The sequence below is a fragment of the Paenibacillus sp. J22FR83 genome (assembly GCF_059691955.1).
In genome coordinates, this window is sequence record NZ_JCAUAM010000030.1 from 15807 (window position 1) to 36604 (window position 20798).

23 protein-coding genes and 1 riboswitch are annotated in these 20798 nt (G+C 45.5%); of the genes, 13 read left to right on the forward strand and 10 right to left on the reverse strand.

Annotation, left to right across the window (positions count from 1 at the left end; genetic code table 11):
* Positions 1-57 precede the first annotated feature (57 nt).
* The 3 genes from racE (at position 58) to AC58PV_RS33105 (ending at position 2182) form a co-directional block, all read left to right on the forward strand.
* The gene (racE, locus tag AC58PV_RS33095) at positions 58-867 is read left to right on the forward strand and encodes a glutamate racemase (protein WP_497437257.1); all 810 of its coding nucleotides are present in this window, start codon (positions 58-60) and stop codon (positions 865-867) included.
* A 126-nt stretch (positions 868-993) separates the two neighbouring features.
* A complete protein-coding gene (locus AC58PV_RS33100; protein ID WP_497437259.1) occupies positions 994-1869 on the forward strand; it encodes a M14 family metallopeptidase in 876 nt (291 codons plus the stop codon).
* 100 nt (positions 1870-1969) lie between these two features.
* Positions 1970-2182 (forward strand): hypothetical protein, encoded by a 213-nt coding sequence (locus tag AC58PV_RS33105; protein ID WP_068662609.1) that lies wholly within the window; start codon positions 1970-1972, stop codon positions 2180-2182.
* 440 nt (positions 2183-2622) lie between these two features.
* Here the strand turns inward: AC58PV_RS33105 and AC58PV_RS33110 are convergent, their stop codons facing one another.
* Complete coding sequence (locus AC58PV_RS33110; RefSeq protein WP_497437261.1) at positions 2623-2790, reverse strand: hypothetical protein; 168 nt, start codon at positions 2788-2790, stop codon at positions 2623-2625.
* A gap of 262 nt (positions 2791-3052) precedes the next feature.
* Positions 3053-5302: an FAD-dependent oxidoreductase gene (locus tag AC58PV_RS33115; protein ID WP_497437262.1), complete on the reverse strand. Its 2250-nt coding sequence runs from the start codon at positions 5300-5302 to the stop codon at positions 3053-3055.
* Positions 5303-5422: 120 nt separating this feature from the next.
* On the opposite strand from AC58PV_RS33115, the gene AC58PV_RS33120 reads away from it, so the two are divergent.
* Positions 5423-6202 carry a helix-turn-helix domain-containing protein gene (locus AC58PV_RS33120; protein WP_497437264.1) on the forward strand — a complete coding sequence of 260 codons (780 nt, stop codon included), beginning with the start codon at positions 5423-5425 and terminating at the stop codon, positions 6200-6202.
* A 65-nt stretch (positions 6203-6267) separates the two neighbouring features.
* On the opposite strand, the gene ytvI is transcribed toward AC58PV_RS33120, so the two are convergent.
* Genes ytvI through AC58PV_RS33135 form a run of 3 tightly spaced genes read right to left on the reverse strand, consistent with a single transcriptional unit; the run spans position 6268 to position 8545 of the window.
* Entirely contained in the window at positions 6268-7380 is a 1113-nt protein-coding gene (ytvI, locus tag AC58PV_RS33125) for a sporulation integral membrane protein YtvI (RefSeq protein WP_497437265.1), read from the reverse strand.
* 18 nt (positions 7381-7398) lie between these two features.
* Positions 7399-8145: a type I methionyl aminopeptidase gene (map, locus tag AC58PV_RS33130; protein WP_497437266.1), complete on the reverse strand. Its 747-nt coding sequence runs from the start codon at positions 8143-8145 to the stop codon at positions 7399-7401.
* A 40-nt stretch (positions 8146-8185) separates the two neighbouring features.
* Positions 8186-8545, reverse strand: coding sequence for a winged helix-turn-helix transcriptional regulator (locus AC58PV_RS33135; protein WP_068662171.1), 360 nt, complete (start codon positions 8543-8545; stop codon positions 8186-8188).
* 219 nt (positions 8546-8764) lie between these two features.
* Between AC58PV_RS33135 and AC58PV_RS33140 the strand changes: the two genes are divergently transcribed.
* Both AC58PV_RS33140 and AC58PV_RS33145 read left to right on the forward strand, forming a co-directional pair.
* Complete coding sequence (locus AC58PV_RS33140; protein ID WP_497437267.1) at positions 8765-9067, forward strand: iron-sulfur cluster assembly accessory protein; 303 nt, start codon at positions 8765-8767, stop codon at positions 9065-9067.
* A complete protein-coding gene (locus AC58PV_RS33145) occupies positions 9067-9288 on the forward strand; it encodes a YuzB family protein (RefSeq protein ID WP_028556521.1) in 222 nt (73 codons plus the stop codon). The genes AC58PV_RS33140 and AC58PV_RS33145 overlap by 1 nt, the downstream gene beginning before the upstream one ends.
* A 55-nt stretch (positions 9289-9343) precedes the next feature.
* On the opposite strand, the gene AC58PV_RS33150 is transcribed toward AC58PV_RS33145, so the two are convergent.
* Together AC58PV_RS33150 and AC58PV_RS33155 are read right to left on the reverse strand one after the other, a co-directional pair.
* A complete protein-coding gene (locus tag AC58PV_RS33150; protein WP_497437269.1) occupies positions 9344-9838 on the reverse strand; it encodes a glutathione peroxidase in 495 nt (164 codons plus the stop codon).
* A 70-nt stretch (positions 9839-9908) separates the two neighbouring features.
* A complete protein-coding gene (locus AC58PV_RS33155) occupies positions 9909-10799 on the reverse strand; it encodes a TIGR01777 family oxidoreductase (protein ID WP_497437270.1) in 891 nt (296 codons plus the stop codon).
* A 188-nt stretch (positions 10800-10987) separates the two neighbouring features.
* Between AC58PV_RS33155 and AC58PV_RS33160 the strand changes: the two genes are divergently transcribed.
* From AC58PV_RS33160 to AC58PV_RS33180, 5 genes are all read left to right on the forward strand, one after another.
* Complete coding sequence (locus AC58PV_RS33160; RefSeq protein ID WP_497437271.1) at positions 10988-12211, forward strand: MDR family MFS transporter; 1224 nt, start codon at positions 10988-10990, stop codon at positions 12209-12211.
* A gap of 115 nt (positions 12212-12326) precedes the next feature.
* Positions 12327-12420, forward strand: a riboswitch (cyclic di-GMP riboswitch).
* Between the two features lie 119 nt (positions 12421-12539).
* The gene (locus AC58PV_RS33165) at positions 12540-12845 is read left to right on the forward strand and encodes a hypothetical protein (RefSeq protein ID WP_497437272.1); all 306 of its coding nucleotides are present in this window, start codon (positions 12540-12542) and stop codon (positions 12843-12845) included.
* Between the two features lie 146 nt (positions 12846-12991).
* Positions 12992-13906, forward strand: a complete 915-nt coding sequence (locus AC58PV_RS33170) for an exopolyphosphatase (RefSeq protein ID WP_497437274.1) — start codon at positions 12992-12994, stop codon at positions 13904-13906.
* Positions 13907-13976: 70 nt separating this feature from the next.
* Positions 13977-14375: an SMU1112c/YaeR family gloxylase I-like metalloprotein gene (gene gloA2 / locus AC58PV_RS33175; RefSeq protein ID WP_497437275.1), complete on the forward strand. Its 399-nt coding sequence runs from the start codon at positions 13977-13979 to the stop codon at positions 14373-14375.
* 31 nt (positions 14376-14406) lie between these two features.
* Positions 14407-15894, forward strand: a complete 1488-nt coding sequence (locus AC58PV_RS33180; RefSeq protein ID WP_497437277.1) for a copper amine oxidase N-terminal domain-containing protein — start codon at positions 14407-14409, stop codon at positions 15892-15894.
* Positions 15895-15970: 76 nt separating this feature from the next.
* Here the strand turns inward: AC58PV_RS33180 and AC58PV_RS33185 are convergent, their stop codons facing one another.
* Positions 15971-17110: a THUMP domain-containing class I SAM-dependent RNA methyltransferase gene (locus AC58PV_RS33185; RefSeq protein WP_497437278.1), complete on the reverse strand. Its 1140-nt coding sequence runs from the start codon at positions 17108-17110 to the stop codon at positions 15971-15973.
* Positions 17111-17246: 136 nt separating this feature from the next.
* Here AC58PV_RS33185 and AC58PV_RS33190 point away from each other — a divergent pair, with 136 nt between their 5' ends.
* A complete protein-coding gene (locus tag AC58PV_RS33190; RefSeq protein WP_497437279.1) occupies positions 17247-17882 on the forward strand; it encodes an O-methyltransferase in 636 nt (211 codons plus the stop codon).
* A gap of 53 nt (positions 17883-17935) precedes the next feature.
* Here AC58PV_RS33190 and AC58PV_RS33195 read toward each other — a convergent pair whose 3' ends face one another.
* The gene (locus AC58PV_RS33195; protein ID WP_497437281.1) at positions 17936-18157 is read right to left on the reverse strand and encodes a hypothetical protein; all 222 of its coding nucleotides are present in this window, start codon (positions 18155-18157) and stop codon (positions 17936-17938) included.
* 361 nt (positions 18158-18518) lie between these two features.
* Positions 18519-19373 (reverse strand): metallophosphoesterase family protein, encoded by an 855-nt coding sequence (locus AC58PV_RS33200; protein ID WP_497437283.1) that lies wholly within the window; start codon positions 19371-19373, stop codon positions 18519-18521.
* 139 nt (positions 19374-19512) lie between these two features.
* Here AC58PV_RS33200 and AC58PV_RS33205 point away from each other — a divergent pair, with 139 nt between their 5' ends.
* A complete protein-coding gene (locus AC58PV_RS33205; RefSeq protein ID WP_497437285.1) occupies positions 19513-20790 on the forward strand; it encodes a CapA family protein in 1278 nt (425 codons plus the stop codon).
* Positions 20791-20798 lie beyond the last annotated feature (8 nt).

Here is a 20798-nt window from a genome sequence, read left to right on the forward strand (position 1 = left end):
ATATCCTAACCATGTGGTTTATATCAATTCATCAACCGGCAAAGGAAGCGGATATGTGTGGGGCAAGCGATAGCCGTACTGGACTCCGGAGTCGGAGGGTTAACTGTTGTAAAAGAAGTCATGAGACAGCTGCCGCATGAAAAAGTCATTTATTTTGGTGATACGGCTAGGAGCCCGTATGGACCCCGACCTGCTAATGAAGTTCGTCACTTTACACGTCAAATCGTAGACTACTTACTTCAGTTTAATCCCAAAATGATTGTGATTGCCTGTAATACGGCGACCGCAGTCGCGATAGAAGACATACGTGCGCGTGTCTCGATTCCCGTCGTAGGAGTAATTGCACCAGGGGCAAGAGCAGCAATCAAAATGACACAAAGCGGCGTGATCGGTGTCATTGGCACAGATGGAACGATACGCAGTCAAGCCTATGAAACGGCGTTGAAGCAGATTTCGCCTGATATACATGTCTATAGTGAGGCGTGCCCGTTACTAGCTCCTTTTGTAGAGAGAGGACTTTATAGTAGTGATCGTGCACATACCGTCGTGGAGCAATCCCTGAGTCCTTTGAAAGATAAGCCGATCGATTGTTTAATTTTGGGATGTACCCATTATCCATTTCTTATGGAATCCATTTCTCAAGTCATGGGTCCTAAAGTGACATTAATTTCTTCGGCGGAAGAGACGGCCAGAGATATAAGTACGATCCTGTCTCAAAGAGGCATGCATTCGAAATCTCAAGAAACGCCGATTCATCAGTTTTTCTGTAGCGGGACGCCAACTGTTTTTCGGCAGATTGCAGAGAACTGGCTCAAGGAATATATTGCCTTCATGCCTGTCGTATGGCAGGTTCCAACTATTATTTAAACGGTTCAAATAGACCCTCAGGGGTCTATTTTTATTTCATCACGTGCAACTGTGATACCGCATGATTCCAGCAACCTGATCATAAGAATAGCCATACGAACGAAGTAAAGGCTGTGGGGTGGTTGTGTGTTAGGTTATGGCTATGAAACATTGGTCAGTGAGCTGAATCGTTTAGGCAAAATATATCCATTTGTACAAATGACATCCATTGGCCAAAGTGTGATGGGAAAGGACATTCATGCCCTGCGGATCGGGCACGGCACGAAAGAAATTCATTTCAATGCAGCGATGCATGCAAATGAGTGGATAACGGCCCCCTTACTGATGCAATTCGTGGAGGATCTGGCATGTGCGTATGCTAGAGGGACAGCATGGCAGGGGCGGAATGTTAGACGGATTTTGTCCGAGTATGCCCTGTGGGTCGTGCCCATGGTGAATCCGGATGGGGTTGAACTTGTTGTACATGGACTGTCCGAAGATCATCCGCATCGTGAAGCGTTACTTGCGTGGAACAAAGGCTCGGTATCGTTTCTCAATTGGAAAGCAAACATACGCGGCGTAGACCTCAATGATCAATTCCCTGCCCATTGGGAAGAAGAGAAATTGCGAAGAGAGCACGATGAGCCAGGTGAACGTGATTATGGCGGCGAAGCACCGCTAACTGAGCCAGAAGCCGCGGCATTGGCTGTATTCACCGAGTGCCATGACTTTGAACTTGTCGTTGCTTTACATACCCAGGGAAGAGAAATCTATTGGAATTACCGCGATTATGAACCGGCTGAAGCTGAAGCACTTGCAGTGAGAATGGCTTTAGCGAGTAAATACGAAGCTGTGAAGCTTACGGGAAGTGACGCGGGGTATAAGGATTGGTTCATTCAAAACTTTCGACGACCAGGCTTTACAGTCGAGGTAGGGTTTGGAGTAAACCCGCTGCCTGTTGAAACGTTTGCATTGTTATATGAGGAAGTCGTCCCGATCTTATTGACTGCTTTAGATAGATAATCGCGAGACAAGTCTCTCCAACTTGCTGGTGTTCGCTACGAACCGACTTTGCCCAGGCTTCATATACTGGTGGGGAGGAAGCTGCTGGGGAGGCGTGAACATGGCACCACCTAAAGGTAAGGGCAAAGTTGTTAAGAAGAAAAAGGAAATTTCATCTCGTGCGCAATACACCATGAGGATTGTTGAATCTGCCACTTGTTCGGTGTGCAAAACACCATGCGCAAGGGGAATGCGCTATCTAGACATGATGTCACAGCCCGGGGCTGTCGGCAGAGGCGTTCCGTGTATTTTGACACGAAGGAAAATCAATTAACTTGGATCCGCCCCTGTGTAGGGGGTGGATTTTTGGTTTTCTGTGGGGATAGTTCCCCAAGCTCAACTAGCCTAACTAGCCTAACTAGCTCAATTCCCCCTCGATATTAGCTGAACTACCGCCAGCATCTCCTTGCCACCAACCACTTATCACGAGCCACTTGCCACCAACCACTTTGTCACCAATAACTGTATTTTATGTAGTTAATTCATTAGAATTTCGCTCGAAAACCCATTTAGATGGAAAAAGTACAGCTATTTAGCCCAGTTTTTGCAGAACTTATCGAATGAGGCTGAATTAACTACCTATTTTCCATTTAATTTAAATTTTGGAGCCGATTTGCAAATAATAGCTGTACATTTTCCAGTTAATTAAATTTGCAGCCACAAGCATAAATAAAAAGCCCCACGAGAATATCTCGGGGGCTCGATGTGTATGAATTAATGGTGTGGTGTGAGTAGTTTATCTGCTAGGGATTGTTTGAGCTTCTTCATTGCCTCTGTCTCAACTTTGTTGCTTTGGGCAAATTTTGTTCCTGTTAGTGCAAGCGCTTCCTTGACTGTCATTTCGACACGAATAATTTCTTCGCCATGCGGAATTTGTAACATTTTCATCACTCCTATGTCAGCTTTTAAAAGCGGAAACCTTGATTCTACGCACTTTTAATATAACACATCATGTTAGGTTAAACAAGGGCAAACAAGCCTATTTTTCAAATAAATAATGGGAGTTGTCCAAAGGGATGAACACCTTCAGGAAGGTCAAAGTTGAGTGGTGCATCAACGTATTTTCAACGAAATATACGCAGAAAAATAACCGATCGCAACCATAAAGATCATGGCGGTGATCGGTTATTTCTTTCGTACTATTTTAACTGTAACAACGCAATTCCACGATTTCTGCATGCGCAGAGCCATTCGTTGATGTAACAACGACACGCAGACGGTTCGTTGACACAGCGCTGTCTAACACATGGACATGATGCCGTGTATGATTGTCCGTTGCTTCAACAACTGTTGTCCACGATTCGCCAACCAAAGCTTGCACCGTATAATCTTTAACGAGTTCAGGAATCACTTCGAATTCAGTCCGATGATGATGCAAATTAATGAGATCCTCATTCACGTCATCGTTGAATGTTACATGTATTTCTCTAATAAGTTGAGCTTCTGTCCAGCTAGCTTCGAGCCATTCTTCCCCACCACTTACTCCAGTCGAAGACCATAGATGCGGACTACCGTAAGGCCGTTTGTGTCCGTCAGCAGCTTTGTCAGCAGCAAAAGCGGAAGTAGGTGAGAGAAGACGGAAACACAATGGCTTCCGTTTGAAGCTATAAGGACTCCAGTCGATCACAGGTTGATCAGGGTGCATTTCCCCGAAGTCAGCAGTACTTGTCGTAGCTGCATTGTTGTTCTTAAAGGACAGAACGCCAGATTGCGGGCGATCGGATAGATGTACAGCGAGTGCAGCGTTGCTTCTGAGCACGATGAATGCATTCTGAGCATGGGCCGGCTCCCATTGAAAAGGAGCGTTGACCCATTGCTTAGTTCCCTCACGAACAGGTACTACAACGGATGCAATCAATGTATGAGGGACGTAATTCTGAGCCTTGCCTGTGTCCCACAGTTCGACAGTAAGCTCTGTCGCTGCAGTTGCATCGACGAGAAGCTCGATGCCATTAATAAACGGATCTACGGGCACTAGAAGCCCTAATGGCGTCTCCAAAGGATGAACACCAGCCGACTGCTCCAAAGCCAGCTCCGTCAGCGTGCTGGAGGCCGTCAGCGTCGCGCTTCGCACTAGATCTCCCTCGTCGTTGTTCACAACGCCGAGAATCGAAGCATCCTGCCGCAGCAATGTCTGCTGCAGCTCGTTCAAGTGCTCGCCGTGCAGCTCACGCGGCGAGATCCCTTTGGCTGCGCACAGGGCTGCGCCTGTACCCGCAGCTTCGCCAATAACCGCACATGTCGCCATGACACGCGTTGTGCCGAAAGCCACGTGGGACGCGCTGATATTGCGTCCAGCCATGAGCATATTCGACACGTTGGCCGAATAAAGGGATCGGAACGGGATATGATAGGAACCATCCATATGCATATGTTTAGAGCCGCTTTCCGTCGAATACATGCCTTGCGGCGGATGCAAATCAATCGACCAACCGCCGAAAGCAACGCGGTCATCGAAGAACTCTTGGGCAATCACGTCATTCTGATTCAGGATGTAGTCCCCGACGAAACGGCGGTATTCTCTTTTTCCTGGAATCGAGCCTATCCATTCTAGTGTTAAATTCGCGCTGTCGAATTTCCCGGAGTTTTTGATATAGTCCCAAATCCCGTAGATAACGGAGGAAAGCTCATCGCGAATTCGCTCATTGTCATGGACGGTGTCATGTTCGCCACCCCATTCAATCCACCAGTACGCACACCCATTATCGCCGCTGCGAATGACGCGTTTCATAGGAATTGAGGTTTGCGTAATGTCTTTGGCAAAGCTCGGAGCTATATATTTGACCGGACGCCCTGCATCCTTTGTGTAGAAGAGCAGTGTGCTGCCTAACGTGATATCATCCGGCACAAGAGGTGCCCATTCCTCGTTCAATTCATGCTGTGCTTCGCGGCCAATACGGAATTGGGCACCTGCAAGGAAACCAACCAGGCCATCGCCTGTACAATCGAGAAATACTCGACTTTCAAAACGTATTCTGCGTTCAGACCCCATCATCCAACCTGTAACAGCTTGAATTGTACGATTATCATCATCACCTGAGGCATCGACCTCATGTACATCCGTGTTTAAGTATAAGGTAATATTCGGCTCCGCTTTGACCTTCTCAAGGACAATAAGATCCCAAATATAAGGATTGCCATCGATATTGCGATATTGGTTTTCTACAAAAAGTTCACCCATGATGCCAGTTTCGCGGGCATTTCGATGGACGCCATGTGAGGTGGCACCACACACCCATACACGTATTTCACTGCTGGCATTTCCGCCAAGGACCGGACGATTTTGAACGAGAGAAACAGTTTGACCTAAACGCGCTGCTGCAACAGCTGCACAAACGCCTGCCAAGCCACCGCCAACGACTGTGATATCAGATGTAACGATTTCATGTCTCATTATGAGCACCTCACTAGGATTAGAATATCTATGCTTTCATTTTAGAATAGGTGATATCCTTTTAACATACAGTGAGTTACAATAAGCATATACTTTATTTCATTAATTGGAGTGTGTGATATGGTCTATCGCGATCTAGCCTTGAAACTCCTATCACATGTGTTTTGGCACCACAAAAAAGAGTTTATGTTTGAACTTGATGACTATCCATGTTGGACGATATTTGCAGCCGAAGAGGGGAGCTTCTTCTACGAAATTCGTGGGGAGCAGGGAGAGGCTGGATTTGGAGATCTTGTGCTTTGCCCTCCTCGTACTGTGTTTCGCAGAAAAACATTGGAGCCGTTAACCTTTCACTTTTTACAGTTTATCGGAGAGCCCCATATGGAACACGAAGCAAGTTGGGTGGGAAAGCTGTCTGTACAAGATCTGCCTAGGCTGACTTCTAGTTATCGTTACTTGCGAACGTTGCAGGGATGGGATGAAGAGAGTACAGCGCACAAACTGTATCTTGTGAATGATCTTATGCGAATGGTGCATATGGATCGGCTTATTGAGGAGAGTCCTCAGAGTACGATCGTGGATGGACAAATGGATGAAGCGCGGAGCTTTCTAACGGAGCATGCCTATGGGAATCTGTCCATGTTGGAATTAGCGAATTCCTTAGCATTGACACCTGTTCAATTTACACGTAAGTTTCGGAAAGCCTTCGGCCAAACGCCGACCGAATTTATTAATGACTTGCGTCTTACGCGTGCGAAACATCTTTTGGAAAATACAACATTTACTCTGGACATGATTGCAGCCCAATGCGGATATGAGAATGGCTTTTACTTGAGCCGCGTGTTTACGCAAAAAATTGGCAAGGCCCCCTCATTGTATCGCAGTATGCACCGGGTATAACAGAACAAAAGGACAACTCCCCAGATCTTTTGAAAAGATAAGGGGTTGTCCTTTTGTGCTTAAATTTAATCACCTGTATATGGAAGTCTTCCTTCTGCATATTCGTTCTCGGGCTTGCGAATCCAGCGCTGTAAATATCCTTGCGTATGTAATGCTTTAATCAAAATGATAAGTACAGGGGAGAGAATTACGCCTGCCACACCGAAAAGGGATAGCGATACAATCATGAAAGCTAAGGTTGTAAAGGCCGATACACCTAAGGATTCACCGGTGATTTTGGGTTCCATAATCTGTCTAACGAGAATAACGACAATAAGCAAGGCGCTGAGCCAAATTGCCAACGTGGTATTCCCGACGATGAATAGATAGATAATCCAAGGTATGAACAAGGTAGATACTCCGAGCAACGGCAATACATCAAATACCGCTGATAAAAGTGCGATAGAGAAAGCATTATTCACATTAAGAACTAGCAAGGCAATAAAGATAACGATGAACGTTAATGAAATAAGCTTGGCTTGTGCTTTTACATAAGAAACAATGCCTTTCACAACGTTCTCCTTTAGAAAAAAGAAGGCATTTTTAAACGTATTCGGTGTTTGCTCACTTGCAATACGTTTCCAAGATTCAATTTCGATGCTTAAGAAGTATGCGAGTATGATGCCGACGATGAAATTGAACATGAACGTGGAGAAGGAGGTCAGGGAAGCAACCAATCCGGATAAAAATGCAACAAGAAACGTTGAAGCTTTTCCAGCAAATTGACCTGCATAGTCTTTGGCTTTGCTCGTCACATCATCAGGCATGGCTTGGAAGCGATCGTTTAATTCGGCAATCCGATGAATGATCTGTTCATTAAAGATCGCTGCATAATCATCAATTTTATCAACAAGACTCATGATTTGACTGGTAAAAATGACAACAGCCCCTGCTAATGCTCCTAGAATGATTAGGACGAACACTAACGTTGAGATCGCAGAGGCTAGCGATTTGCTCATCCCTTTACGATTCAAGAATCGAGCTAAGGGCTCGATCATCATGAAGATAATTAAGGCCAAGAAGATTGGCGTGGCGATGGCGTACAAATAACTGAATAACAGCATGAATAAGTAGACGGTCAATGCGATGAGCCCTATGTCAAATACCGTTCGCCAATATTTCTTGTAAAAAGAAAGCATCCCTTTTCCTCCAGATCGTTATTGTTCAGTTAGAATAATCGGACCGTTACTTGTGATTGCAATCGTGTGCTCGTATTGCGCTGACAGGCTGCCATCGTACGTTCTAGCTGTCCATCCATCTTGATCAACTTTGGAATGATACTTGCCCACATTCAACATTGGTTCAATGGTGAAAACCATACCTTCTTTGATGCGCGGCCCTTTACCTGCTGGTCCATAATGAGGTACTTGAGGCTCTTCATGCATCTCGGAGCCGATTCCGTGACCAATGAAATCACGAACAACGGAGAAGCCTTGCGATTCTGCATAAACTTGAATGGCATTGGCGACATCGCCGATCCGATTGCCGACGACAGCTTTTTCAATGCCTTTATATAAGGACTCCTTGGTAACTTTCAAGAGTTTTTCAGCAATGGGCGAAATATTCCCGACCGCGTAAGACCACGCGGAGTCTGCTAGCCATCCATCGATGCGAACAACCATGTCAATCGTTACAATGTCGCCATCGTTGAGCGGCTCTTTTTTCGGAAAACCATGACAGATGACGTCGTTTACGGAAGCACAGGTTGCGTAAGGATAACCGTGATATCCTTTTTGCTCAGGCGTAGCGCCATGTTTGGCTAGAAAGCCTTCGACGAATTGGTCGATTTCCCACGAAGTAACGCCTGGGCGAATCATTTTGGCGATTTCTTTGTGGCAATCGGCAAGAATTCGGCCTGCTTTCCCCATGGCTTCAATCTGTTCTTTTGTTTTAATCGTAATCATTAAGTTTCTCTCCTCTTGGGCTAGCTTCCCTAATTGTACATTATGTCCATTTTGCTGACCAAAGCTTCATCTCTCTAATAATTTGATGCAGATCCTGCCCTTTTGGTGTCAAGGTATACTCAACCGTAACAGGAACTGTAGGGAACGCCATGCGCTCGAGAACCCCGTGTTCTTCCAGATGGCGCAGAATATCCGTAAGGGATTTAGGGCTGATGCCCGTAATTTGGCGCTGAAGCTCTCCGAAACGCTTCGTTCCACAGAATAATTCGCGAAGGACTAGAAATGCCCATTTCCCGCCAATAACCTCCAAGGTTCGTTCAACGGAACACTCGATTTCTTTGGGGATTTTGGGAATGTAATTGCTAAGTGGAGCGACTTTTTCGTTTTCAAGCGTGGACATGAGATCGCTTCCTTTCATCAAAATTGTGTAGGGTACTTACTTTAAGGTTAGTAAGTTAACATTTTGTAATAAGGGATTAATACTCATACTACTATGTATTTTAAAGTTCCTTATGTCATTTGGCAATAGAAGGGCAGAATAGGACAAGGTTGATTTCATGCTCTAGATTCTTTACAATAGAGTTAAATTAAAATTTATTGTTTCAGGAGATGTGTACATATGAAAGTCAAAATTTCTCGTAATGCAGCAAAAGTACTTCAATTGGAGCTTAATAAAGAAGAAAACCAAGGTTTGTTAGTTCGCGTACAAGTGACGCATAAGCATGGTGATCATGCTCACTATGGTTTGGGTCTTGATGATAAAACAGCAAACGATGTTGTGGTAAACACAGACAAAGGAATTGATGTTTTGTTAGATCAATCAGAGCCGCTTTTAGATGGTATTCGTATTGACTATTTCTACACGCCAGAAGAAGGCTTCATGATTACTAACCCAAGCAAGGGGAACCACGGAGACCACTAATGCGGAATGATATTCGCATTTGTGATAAATGCAAACACATGAAGGTGAAGTCGGCACTTGCCAAAATAAGTGCCATTGCACCGGATACGGAAGTCAAAGTTGCGTGCAAATCGTATTGCGGTCCATGTTCGAGATTTGCATTCATTTTTATTAATGGCCGCTATATTACGGGCGCAACGGAAGACGAAGCGATTGAAAAAGCAAAAAAATACGTAAAATAATGAAAAAGCATCCGTCCAATTGGACAGGATGCTTTTTTGGCATATATAGCTGGATCTAAGCGTGAACGGCTGATTTCTCCAGCAACTTACGAATCTCCTGATCGATCTTGTGCGGCTTCGTAGTCGGAGAGAAGCGCTTAATCACTTGACCGTTTCCATCGACTAGGAATTTGGTGAAATTCCACTTGATGCCGGATCCGAATAGACCTGAGGCTTTACTTTTCAAATATTGATACAACGGGTGCGCATCAGCGCCATTCACATCGATCTTGGCGAATAGGGGGAAATTAACACCGAAATTAAGCTGGCATGCCTGCTCTACTTGGGAGTTATCGCCAGGTTCCTGATCTCGGAACTGATTGCAAGGAAAACCAAGAACACTAAAGCCTTGATCTTTATAGGTATCGTGTAACTCTTGAAGTCCTTGGAATTGAGGAGCTAATCCGCATTTCGTTGCTGTATTTACAATGAGAAGAACTTGGTTCTTGTAATCGCTAAGAGATTTGTCCTCACCGCGAATCGTCTTTACTTGAAATTGATGCACACTCATCGTGACACTTCCTCCCGAAAATAATATTTATCACAATTTAATTGTACACAATTTTAATTCGGATGGGAAGTTATTTTTTCGCCAAATCTTCCAATGCTTCTGTCAGCCCAGGAAAACGCCACTGGAATCCATGCTCTTGCAAGACGCGAGGAATGACCTTCTGACCTTCCAAAAGAAGAACAGAAAGCTCACCGAATATCACTTTCATCATCAATGCGGGAACGGGAAAGAGATTGGGTCTACGCATGACGGTTGCAATTGCGCGTCCAAATTGTTTATTCGTTACCGGATTGGGAGCCGTCGCATTTACGGGACCAACAATGTCTTCATTTTGAACGCAAAAATCAATCATTCTCACCATATCGTCAATGTGAATCCACGAGTGCCACTGCCTGCCACTGCCTACGGTGCCGCCTACACCAAGCTTATAAGGAAGCGCCATCTTAGGGAACGCACCTTCTTTATTATCTAACACAAGCCCAACGCGCACCTTGACGTTACGTGTTCCTTGGATGAGATCAGCCGCGGCCTCCCACTGTTTAACGACGCTTGCTAAGAAGTCCGTTTGTCGATACGGGCTCCTTTCGTCAAAGGTTTCCGTCTCCGAAATGCCGTAATAGGACATGCCAGAAGCGTTCACAACAACTTTAGGCTTTGGGTTCATTCTCGCTACTAGCTTGGCTATCTGATCAGCAGCTTGCAATCGGGATTGTATAATACGAGTCTTAGCCGCTTGCGTCCAACGTTGACTGATGGATTCGCCCGCTAAGTTTACAATGGCATCGAGACCTTTGAGGAGTTCCGCATTTCGCTCCAACTCGTCCCATGTGATCGTTCTGACCCCTGGTATCTGCTTCGAAGAGGAGCGTGAGATATTAATGAGTTCGTGACCTTGGCTCATCCAATAAGTGATTAATCGTTTTCCAATAAATCCGCTGCCACCTGTGATCGCTATTTTCATATGCAAGCACCTCCATACCCTTATTATAAATTTTCTACCCACTAAATACCATCTGACAGATCGCGATAGAGAAGGCGAATCTCCCAAACAGAAATGACGACACAATTCGCTATTTTCGTGTATAATTGGAATTCGGTTGTTAATTAACCATTGGGTAATTACTGTGCCAGCGAGAGGAGTCATCGTCTATGAATCGTATGCGTCAATTTCTTCAAACCTATCATCCTATCGTACATACGCTTCTTCTAGGTACGGTCATGGCTCGGGCTGCCTCTTCTATGAGTTTACCGTTCCTAGCTATCTACTTGGCGAAGCACTCTACTATGAGTCCTGGACTTATTGGTATTGTCATTGGAATGGGAGCATTAGCTGGAACGTTTGGCGGTTTTATCGGCGGTACATTGTCAGACCGATTTGGTCGTCGAGTGATTATGCTAGCGGCTCTCTTTGGATGGGGATTCGTATTCCTAGGCTTCGGTATTGTTAAATTACCGGTTCTATTTATGCTGCTGAATATGCTTAATGGATTGTGCCGCTCATTCTATGAACCTGTGTCGCAAGCACTTATGGCAGATTTAACGGAACCGTCCAAAAGAATGCAGGTATTCTCCCTTCGCTATATGGCGATTAACGTTGGTGTAGCTGTCGGTCCATTGCTGGGAGCGTTCTTTGCGACAATGAACGGTGCTCTGCCTTTCCTGCTGACTGGGACAATTTATTTGATCTATGGTGTGACCCTTTATGCTCTTCTCATTAAATTCGGAATTAAGAAGATCGAAGGCGAGAAGAAAGCCATCATTACTTTCCGTTCGGCCATAGATGTCATTCGCAAGGACATGACCTTCCGTTTGTACATCATTGGAGGCATTATTGGAGCTATTGGTTATTCACAGGTAATGGTGACGTTATCGCAGTACTTACAACGGGACTTTGCTAATGGGGTCAAAATGTTTGCCATACTCATGAGCGCCAATGCGATTGTCGTCATTGCCATGCAGATCCCACTCGGGAAATGGGCGGAGAAGTACTCACCCTTAACGGCTATTGTTGTTGGCAATCTCATGTTCGCATTAGGTGATATTGGCTTCGCTTTCTCACACTCCTTGATCTGGATGATTATTTCCATGGGGATTTTCACATTTGGTGAAATTCTGAACTATCCTGCCGCGAATATGCTAATAGATAAGCTAGCTCCAGAACATATGCGTGGAACGTACTATGGTGCTCAAACGTTAACGAATATCGGTCACTTTATGGGTCCATGGATTGGCGGCTTTTTATTGGTATCCTATGGTGGCAGCACGCTTTTCCTAGTAATAGCAATTTTGTCGTTAATTGGATCGATTTTCTATTGGAGAGGCACGAAACGTCAAAGATCTGTGAAAATATCGTCGAAAATGCAAATATTTTGATGGATTTCGTAAAAATAGTTCCTCGGAACTATTCGATTTCAAATCGTCATCCCTTATTCTTGAGAGTATAACAAGTACGCTTATAAAAGCTCCATCTCAAAGATTGTGCATGTCATCTCGACAAAGGCAAAGCTGGCGAAAGCCAGTGACGCAAAGCTACAGGGGCCTTACTTTTCCTGCCAAGGACAAGCAGCCAGCCAGCCGCCGAACGATTGGGAATTCACTTTAGAACCCCTCTAGTCGGTTCACTACGGTGGGGTTTTTTTCTCTGTCATAGCGAAGCAAATGGAACAAATGGAATGACACGAACAAAGGAGGCCCTAGCGGCATGAAATCGGAAGAAAAATTGCAGGATGAACAGAAAGCAATATCGTTATGCGGTAACCATGTTGCGCGTTTGGTGCCATCCACGGATGGACCTAAACTTATGATTAACCGGGAAGAATACGCATTGAACGAAGCTTGTTGGGATGTTGAAATGTTTCACGGTAGAAACAACAGTATTTTGATTTTCTACTGGAAAGGCGAAGTGAAGCTTTCTGTGAAAATGCCTCCAATGGCTCAAATTGAAGGGTTTGTCACAAGACTTTTACAATGTCTATCATCCAAATTGAGAGCGGTTCAACCTATCTAGGTGAATCGCTCTTTTTTTTCGAGTAAGGAAGATCCAATATCCGATTGCCTGATGATTTTCTCATTGTCATCAATCAACACTAGCTGATATAATATGACCAATACATATTCGTAGTTCTTAAGGACTAGGTGAAGGGGATGCAAGGCATGAGATTGATCACACGTTCCGATTTCGATGGTTTAGTATGCGCGATGCTCTTCAAACAATTAAACATGGTGGATGAAATGAAATTTGTCCATCCCAAAGATATGCAAGACGGCTTAATAGAAGTTACAGAGAATGATATTTTGGCCAATGTGCCTTATGTCGCTGGATGTGGCTTATGGTTCGATCACCATTCCAGTGAACTTACTCGGATGGGGGAGTCTGTAACATTCAAAGGTGAAACTCGCCTTGCTCCAAGCGCAGCGCGCGTTGTCTATGATTACTATGGCGGCAAAGATACGTTCGGCGATATCGACGATATTATGATAGGTGTAGATAAAGCGGATTCTGCGCAATTTAGCAAAGAGGATATTTTGAATCCGAGCGGTTGGGATTTGCTATCATTTATCATGGACGCACGAACGGGTTTAGGTCGTTATCGGGATTATCGGATCAGCAACTATCAGTTGATGGAGGATCTCGTTGAGCATTGCGCAACGAAATCAGTTGACGAGATTATGGAATTGCCCGATGTCAAAGAGCGCGTAGCTCGTTACTTTGAACTGGATGCGCTATATCGCGACATGCTTCAAACCTATACACGGGTAGAGGGGAATGTCGTTATTACGGATCTTCGCGATGTGGAGACGATCTATCCAGGGAATCGCTTCATGATCTACGCACTGTATCCAGAGCAAAACACCTCTATTTGGATCGTGGACGGCCGCAACAAACAAAACTGCGTATTCGCTTGTGGGCACAGCATCGTCAATCGCACCGCACAAACAAACATTGGTGATTTGATGCTGCAAAATGGTGGAGGCGGGCATCACGCTGCAGGGACTTGCCAAGTGGACTATGCACAAGCTGATGAGGTATTACGCAAAATCGTTGAAACGATGCAAATCGCAGGTTAAAATAGGAGGATAAGCCGCAGTGGGGGAGCAGCCCATCGTGCGGTTTTTCTTTGTTAGGAGGTAGTAATCCATGGACATAAAACACATGCATCACGTTGCAATTATTTGTTCGAATTATATGAAATCCAAGCATTTCTATGTGGATTTACTGGGACTCACCGTCATTCACGAAACTTATCGCGCTGAAAGAGACTCGTACAAATTAGATTTACGAATCGGGGATACCGCACAGGAAATTGAATTGTTTTCTTTTCCGAATCCGCCGTTGCGTGTAAATCAACCTGAAGCTAGGGGACTACGTCACCTGGCCTTTGTGGTAGCGAATATGGAGCAAAGTGTACACGAGTTGGAAAGTAAAGGGATTTCGGTTGAACCTGTACGTGTGGATCCCATTACCGGGAATTTGTATACATTTTTTGCAGATCCGGATGGGTTGCCTTTGGAATTGGTGGAAGTTATTGGTAAGTGAAACCAACATGTATGAGAGGCTAGGTTTAATAATGAGAATAAGACAGGTTTTCTTATCCGTTTGTTGTTTCGTCACCTTGCTCACTAGCATGCCTTCTTATATTGAAGCAGAAACAGGTGGAGAAGCCATCGTATTGAAGCTCCAGGACGTAAAGGCAATGGTCAAAGGGAACACCTACGAGTTGCAAAGTGCGCCAGTACTTGTGAATGGCGTGACGATGGTTCCACTACGGTTTGTTGGAGAGGCGCTAGGCGCAAACATTGGGTGGAATGGAGATACAAGAACGGTTACGCTCACGACCACTTCTCAAACTGTCCTTTTAACTATCAACTCGAAGGAGGCAGTAGTTGGCAAAGGGGTAGTTGCCATGGAGCAACCTGCATTGATAATGAACGATACGACGATGGTGCCTTTGCGATTCGTTGCGGAGCAGCTCGGTCAAATCGTCACTTACAATGATCAACTTCAAACGATCACTTTGACTGCGAATGTTGCCATAGCGACTCCAGCAGCTGAACGAGTAAAGCTTTCTCCACCGACCGTAGACAACATAATTCCAGATCCAGATGGCGGTCAAATTGTTGCTAGAGCTACACAGGTTTTGAGCGTGGTTGTGGACAAAAATGGTTACATCTATTCGCTTCGTAATTACGCTAACAACGACGGCTATATCATTAGTAAATACGAACCGGATACTGATCGCACGAGTACTGTATTCCGAATCGACGCGAAATTAAATTTTGAGTATGAAGAAGTCTCAGAATATAGTTATTTACCGGTTCCTATCCCTAGGAAAAACACGTTCGTTTATGGGAGCTATCTGCCCGGTCAATTGTATTACAATCCAGTTTTGGATCGCGTGTATATCCGTGGAGGAGGGGTCACCTATTCACTAGAACCAGAAGTGAAGATGGTAACTCATAACTTTACTTTTCTCAAGCCAGTTCCATGGGATGTAAACAGTGGGCAATATGGCACTGGTATAGCGATATTTGAAACGTTGGATGGGGAGAAGTTTTATTGGGGGAGAGGCCGAGCCATTTATTCCAGTCTAAAGGGCGGAGGATCACAGTTTGAAACGAAAACATACATCGAACCTAATAGTCAACTGAAATCGGTGGTCAAAGACAACGCGATATACACCTACAGCATGAGTACCGGATATATTTCTAAGCTAGGGAACACAGGTCTCGAGATAGAGGCTCAAGCGATTGTTGAAGGAGCTGTGAACTTTATTGGCGCCAACGGAAAGTTCATTGTAATGACAGCAGAGCAGATCTACCAAGTGACTGTAGATGGGAAAATCACTTTGCTTATTAATCGAAATGACTTGAAATTCAATAAAGGGCTGTATAATGCGAAAAGTAAGAGCTACGAGCCGATGGTCAATGTATATGATCCTTCAGAACTTAAGTTTAACAAGTTCATTCGTTTTACGGTGGACCCGAATGATAACATCATTTTAATAGATGAGAATAGTAGAATGGTTCGACGGATCAATGTCTATGAACAGAAGTAATAACTTATCCGGATAACGAACAGCGGCCGCTATGACTTTAAATAGAAGTCACAGCGGCCGCTGTTTGATTTGGTTCTTATCGGCGTGGAGGCAATGGCCCAAGATACTGGAACAAATTACACTCAATCCGTCCGTTAAACAGCTTACGCTTCTTATCAGCGCGGCGGTTCATGTAGTGCTCGAGCTGCGTGCTCGGGCTTAGGATGAACAGGCTCCACGACGGCATTGGCCGCGTGAGAGCACCGAGCTCGCGCAGCGCAAGCTCGACATCCGGTGCTTCACCAAGACGCTCGCCATACGGCGGATTGGTGATCAAGCAGCCATAGTCGCCGCGCGGGCGCGCCTTGGCGATGGGCTCAACCTTCAGCTGGAACTGCTTCGTCAGTCCAGCTGCCTTGGCGGCCGCTTCTGCCACTTCGATGGCAGAAGGATCAATGTCGCTGCCGACGATGTGCAGCGGCACGTTGTCTTTGACCGCGTCGAAAGCTTCGTCGCGGGCTTTGTCCCAGAGCTTGCGGGGAATGTTCCCCCAAGCTTCACTAGGGAAGCTGCGCCGCAAGCCTGGCGCGATATTCCAGCCGATCATCGCGGCTTCGATCGGGATGGTCCCCGACCCGCAGAACGGGTCGTAGAGCGGCCGGTCGACATTCCAGCGGCTTAATAAGATCATAGCAGCCGCCATCGTTTCCTTCAGCGGCGCCTCGGTCACGAGCTTTCGATAGCCGCGCTTGTGCAAGCTCGGCCCAGTCGTGTCGATCGTTAGCGTCGCGATATCGTTCAGAAGCGCGACTTCGATCACGTAGCGTGCCCCGTTCTCAGGGAACCACTCGGTGCCATAGCGTTGCTTCATCTTCTCGACGACAGCTTTCTTGGCGATCCCTTGGCAAGCGGGAACGCTCGATAGTTGGGACTTATGGGAACGCCCCTCGACAGGGAATTCGGCATCGTTCGGGATCCAGTCTGACCAAGCAAGGGCTTTGGTTCCTTCAAAAAGCTCATCGAAGGTTGTTGCTTTGAATTGTCCCATTAGCACGAGGATACGATCTGCTGTACGCAGCCAAAGGTTCGTGCGACAGATCGCCAATTCATCACCAAAGAATCGGACGCGTCCATTCTCGACGGTCATTTCCTCATAGCCGAGATCACGGATTTCGCGGGCAACGATAGCCTCAAGTCCCATCGGACAAGTGGCGATTAGTTCAATTTTTTGTGGCATAGGTATAGTCCTTCCATCCGGGTTGTACAACGCTCAGAAAACTCATACAATTAACAAGTATAGGACAAATAGGTTACACTTACAAACGGGTATTGTAAAGTACCTGCCTATGATGCAATTTTAGGAGGACAAATACATGGAAATCGTCACTGCGGAAAGCTATATGGAAGCTCTTTATGAAGAAGATACGGTTCTAACACGGGTTAAGGAAGTTATTGTTGCCCACAATATGCCTGAGATTTCGATCGCTCCAGGATACGGCCGATTGTTAACAATGCTGGTTACGATGATTGGTGCGAAGCGAGTGTTGGAAATTGGTGCGTTAGGCGGTTACAGCGGCATTTGCTTAGCAAGAGGGTTAAAAGAGGACGGGAGGCTCATTTCCCTGGAGTTGAAACAAGATTTCGCAGATGTGGCGAAGCGCAACGTGACCGAGGCTGGTCTTGGCGATTTGGTGGAGTATCGGATTGGCCAAGCACTCGACCACTTGAATGAACTGTTGGAGCGGGGGGAGCGCTTCGATTTCTTCTTTATTGATGCGGATAAAGTGAATTATCCGAATTATTTGGAGCTCGCGATCAAACTGGCGAATCCAGGCGCAATTATTGCTGGTGATAACACGCTGATGCGCGGCAAAGTTATTGATGAGGGGCAAACGAAGGCTTCGGTTCAAGCGATGCGAACGTTTAATCAGCGGATTGCATCAGATGAGAGGCTGGAGAGCACGATTTTACCGGCTTATGATGGGTTAGCGTTAGCACGTGTCAAATAAATAATGGAACAAAAGAGCGATTCGCTGCTGCCAGCCCATCGCTCTTTCGTGTGTTAAGACGCTTTATCCTTCGTATATAATTCAGAATCGATTCTTCGCATATCTTTTATTTGTGGTTGAATTTGTGTTAGTGGTGTTTGAGGTTGCTTGGCAGGTTCGATGTGAGTCGTTGTACGTTGTTTCTTAAAGCTCATCGTGCTAAGGCTGTTCCAGTAAATAAACAAACATTCGGCACAAACGATAATCAGTATGATTTTACGCCAATTTAGCTTCATTCGATAAGCCTCACTTTCCATCACACACCTATATTAGCATATAGTGGAAGTAATTTCCATGGTTTTTATCCAAGGGTAAAATCATTCTAGATTCTCCTGCCTGTCAGTTGAACTCCATCATGTTCGAATAAATGGAAAACCTCCATCTATTTTTAGGGATTTTTGTTGATCTTTTAGATTAGATGGAAAAAGTACATCTAAATTCGCATTTTATTTCTGTAATGAAGGAAATAGTCCAAATTAGCTACATAAAATCCAGTTATTTGAGCAAATGTGCGTTTTAAGCTGATAATAACTGGATGTTTTCCATTTAAATTGTTGAGAGGTGTAACGATGTACAGGTGTAGATAGAAACACGCATTTAAATACTCAAATGCACCAAACCTGTCGTAATCTCCAACTCATACCGTTCACGATCCGGCATTTGTACGTCGTAGGCCATTTGGACAGCTCGCTGGATATCATAGGGCACTCGCACGAATTGCAGAGGAACTCCTGCTGGGTTCGCAGCATCCATCTCGCCCTCAATCACACAGTAGCACGCCTGAGGTATTCCGTCGTAAGGAACGCCGACGCTCCCGACGTTGAACAATAACAACCCGCTGCGCTCCCCTGCACTTGCACTATGCAGTCCTAGGCTTCCGCTGCGCTCTTCCGTACTTGCACTATGCAGTTCTAGGCCTCCGCTGCGCTCCCCTGCACTTCCTCGCATCTCCGAAGGATTACTCAACGTCAACAAATAGGGGATATGGATATCCCCGTAACCGACGATATCCGGCATCATTCCATATCCTGTCATCGGCGTATTTTCAAACATAGCTAACCGCTCGATCTTGGAAGCTTCACGCTTCAAGCGATGAAAGACACTTTGTGCTGACGCGTGGAACAAGCGAATCTGTTTCCCGCTAAGCATCACGTCGATTGAGAAAGGAAGCCGTTTCAAATAAGCCAGCCGCTCATCTCCAAGTGATTGCTGCTGCCAGATACCAGCAGGTAACTCCTGCGGCATCGTAATGCCGAGATCCCAGTTGCCTTGTACAACAGCTTCACAAGTTAATTGAATAAGGTCGACAACCTCAGCTGAGCTTGGCCCCTTGCCAACAAGATCGCCCAAACAGAAGATACGCGTAAGTCCTCTGCGCGCAATATCGTGAAGCACGGCTTCCAAAGCAGGTAGGTTGCCATGAATATCGGAAATAATAGCGATTTTCTCCAAGCAATCCGTGTCCTTTCTCTAACCATATAATCTATGTAATGATTCTGTTATACCACAAGGTAGACAATCTGAAAATGTGAGTCCCTCCCTATTACCCAACGATGTCGACATCTGTTATAATTTGTAGGGGGAAAGGGGAATGTTTGAATTGGAATCTAGACAAGATCGTCACGGTAAAGCGAAGAAAGAATCAAGTCCGAGCAAAAAGCCTTCACTTAAAGTTTTAGGTGGCTTCACAGTTGCAGCGATTGCTTGTTTTGCTATTGGAATCGGAGCATCGTATTTATCCTCCAATTATAATACGGGGGAAGAAGAGGAAGCGGCTTCAACGCCAATGGCTGTTATTTCACCGAAACCATCAACCAACACTACGAATGGAAGTTCGACTGTGGGAGTAAGTCCCAAGCCTTCTGCCATCGTTACCCCGACACCAACACCATCAGCGAACGCAACAGTGGTCAATCAAGTAGGAACTGGGGCACAAGTGAAGTTGACTTTTGTGGGTGATGTCATTATGGCCTCCAAAGTGGAAGATATTCTTAAGCTTAAAGGCTATGATTACCCGTACACGCATGTAAAAGATTTCTTAACCAAAGCTGATTTTACAATCGCTAATTTGGAATCGCCAATAACGACTAGAGGCAGCGTTCAGAGCAAAGAGTATGTGTATCGTTCTGCGCCTGAGGCATTACCCCCGCTTAAACAATCGGGTGTTGACATTGTCAACCTAGCCAATAACCACATCATGGATTATGGATCTGAAGGTTTGTTAGATACGATGAAAGCCTTGGATCAAGAGGGCATTAAGCGAGTGGGAGCGGGCAAGGATCTCGCAGAGGCCTACCAACCTACGATTGTGGAAAAAGATGGAGTGAAGATTGCTGTTTTTGGATTCAGCCGCGTCGTTCCAGAAGCTTCGTGGAAAGCTGCACCTGGTCATCCTGGCGTTGCCGAAACGTATAACTATAAGCCGCCTGTCGAAGCTATTGAGAAAGCCAAAGCAACCGCAGATCTCGTTGTTGTTGTGGCTCATTGGGGCGTAGAGCGCGATGATAACCCGGATAAGTATCAGAAGGAACTTGCACATCGCTACATTGATGCAGGGGCTGATCTGGTAATAGGGGGACATCCGCATGTCCTGCAAGGCTTTGAACAGTACAAAGGCAAATGGATTGCCTACAGTTTGGGCAACTTCATTTTTACGACGAATGATACGCCGAAAACTTGGGAAACCGTCATCCTAGAAGCGGCATGTTCGAAAGACAAATCCTGCAATATTCATCTCGTGCCTATTTTGACGAAATCAGCTTTGCCGACACCAATGAACGAGGAAGATGGAGCGAAGCTATTCCAACGTTTAAGCAAAATATCGATCGGTGCTACGGTGGATGCGCAAGGCAATGTGACTAAGAAATAGAAGAGGAG

Coding starts and splice junctions, on each gene's coding strand:
- AC58PV_RS33105 (WP_068662609.1), top strand. CDS start 1,970: ATGGCACCACCTAAAGGTAAGGGCAAAGTTGTTAAGAAGAAAAAGGAA.
- AC58PV_RS33110 (WP_497437261.1), bottom strand. CDS start 2,790: ATGTTACAAATTCCGCATGGCGAAGAAATTATTCGTGTCGAAATGACA.
- AC58PV_RS33115 (WP_497437262.1), bottom strand. CDS start 5,302: ATGAGACATGAAATCGTTACATCTGATATCACAGTCGTTGGCGGTGGC.
- AC58PV_RS33120 (WP_497437264.1), top strand. CDS start 5,423: ATGGTCTATCGCGATCTAGCCTTGAAACTCCTATCACATGTGTTTTGG.
- ytvI (WP_497437265.1), bottom strand. CDS start 7,380: ATGCTTTCTTTTTACAAGAAATATTGGCGAACGGTATTTGACATAGGG.
- map (WP_497437266.1), bottom strand. CDS start 8,145: ATGATTACGATTAAAACAAAAGAACAGATTGAAGCCATGGGGAAAGCA.
- AC58PV_RS33135 (WP_068662171.1), bottom strand. CDS start 8,545: ATGTCCACGCTTGAAAACGAAAAAGTCGCTCCACTTAGCAATTACATT.
- AC58PV_RS33140 (WP_497437267.1), top strand. CDS start 8,765: ATGAAAGTCAAAATTTCTCGTAATGCAGCAAAAGTACTTCAATTGGAG.
- AC58PV_RS33145 (WP_028556521.1), top strand. CDS start 9,067: ATGCGGAATGATATTCGCATTTGTGATAAATGCAAACACATGAAGGTG.
- AC58PV_RS33150 (WP_497437269.1), bottom strand. CDS start 9,838: ATGAGTGTGCATCAATTTCAAGTAAAGACGATTCGCGGTGAGGACAAA.
- AC58PV_RS33155 (WP_497437270.1), bottom strand. CDS start 10,799: ATGAAAATAGCGATCACAGGTGGCAGCGGATTTATTGGAAAACGATTA.
- AC58PV_RS33160 (WP_497437271.1), top strand. CDS start 10,988: ATGAATCGTATGCGTCAATTTCTTCAAACCTATCATCCTATCGTACAT.
- AC58PV_RS33165 (WP_497437272.1), top strand. CDS start 12,540: ATGAAATCGGAAGAAAAATTGCAGGATGAACAGAAAGCAATATCGTTA.
- AC58PV_RS33170 (WP_497437274.1), top strand. CDS start 12,992: ATGAGATTGATCACACGTTCCGATTTCGATGGTTTAGTATGCGCGATG.
- gloA2 (WP_497437275.1), top strand. CDS start 13,977: ATGGACATAAAACACATGCATCACGTTGCAATTATTTGTTCGAATTAT.
- AC58PV_RS33180 (WP_497437277.1), top strand. CDS start 14,407: ATGAGAATAAGACAGGTTTTCTTATCCGTTTGTTGTTTCGTCACCTTG.
- AC58PV_RS33185 (WP_497437278.1), bottom strand. CDS start 17,110: ATGCCACAAAAAATTGAACTAATCGCCACTTGTCCGATGGGACTTGAG.
- AC58PV_RS33190 (WP_497437279.1), top strand. CDS start 17,247: ATGGAAATCGTCACTGCGGAAAGCTATATGGAAGCTCTTTATGAAGAA.
- AC58PV_RS33195 (WP_497437281.1), bottom strand. CDS start 18,157: ATGAAGCTAAATTGGCGTAAAATCATACTGATTATCGTTTGTGCCGAA.
- AC58PV_RS33205 (WP_497437285.1), top strand. CDS start 19,513: ATGTTTGAATTGGAATCTAGACAAGATCGTCACGGTAAAGCGAAGAAA.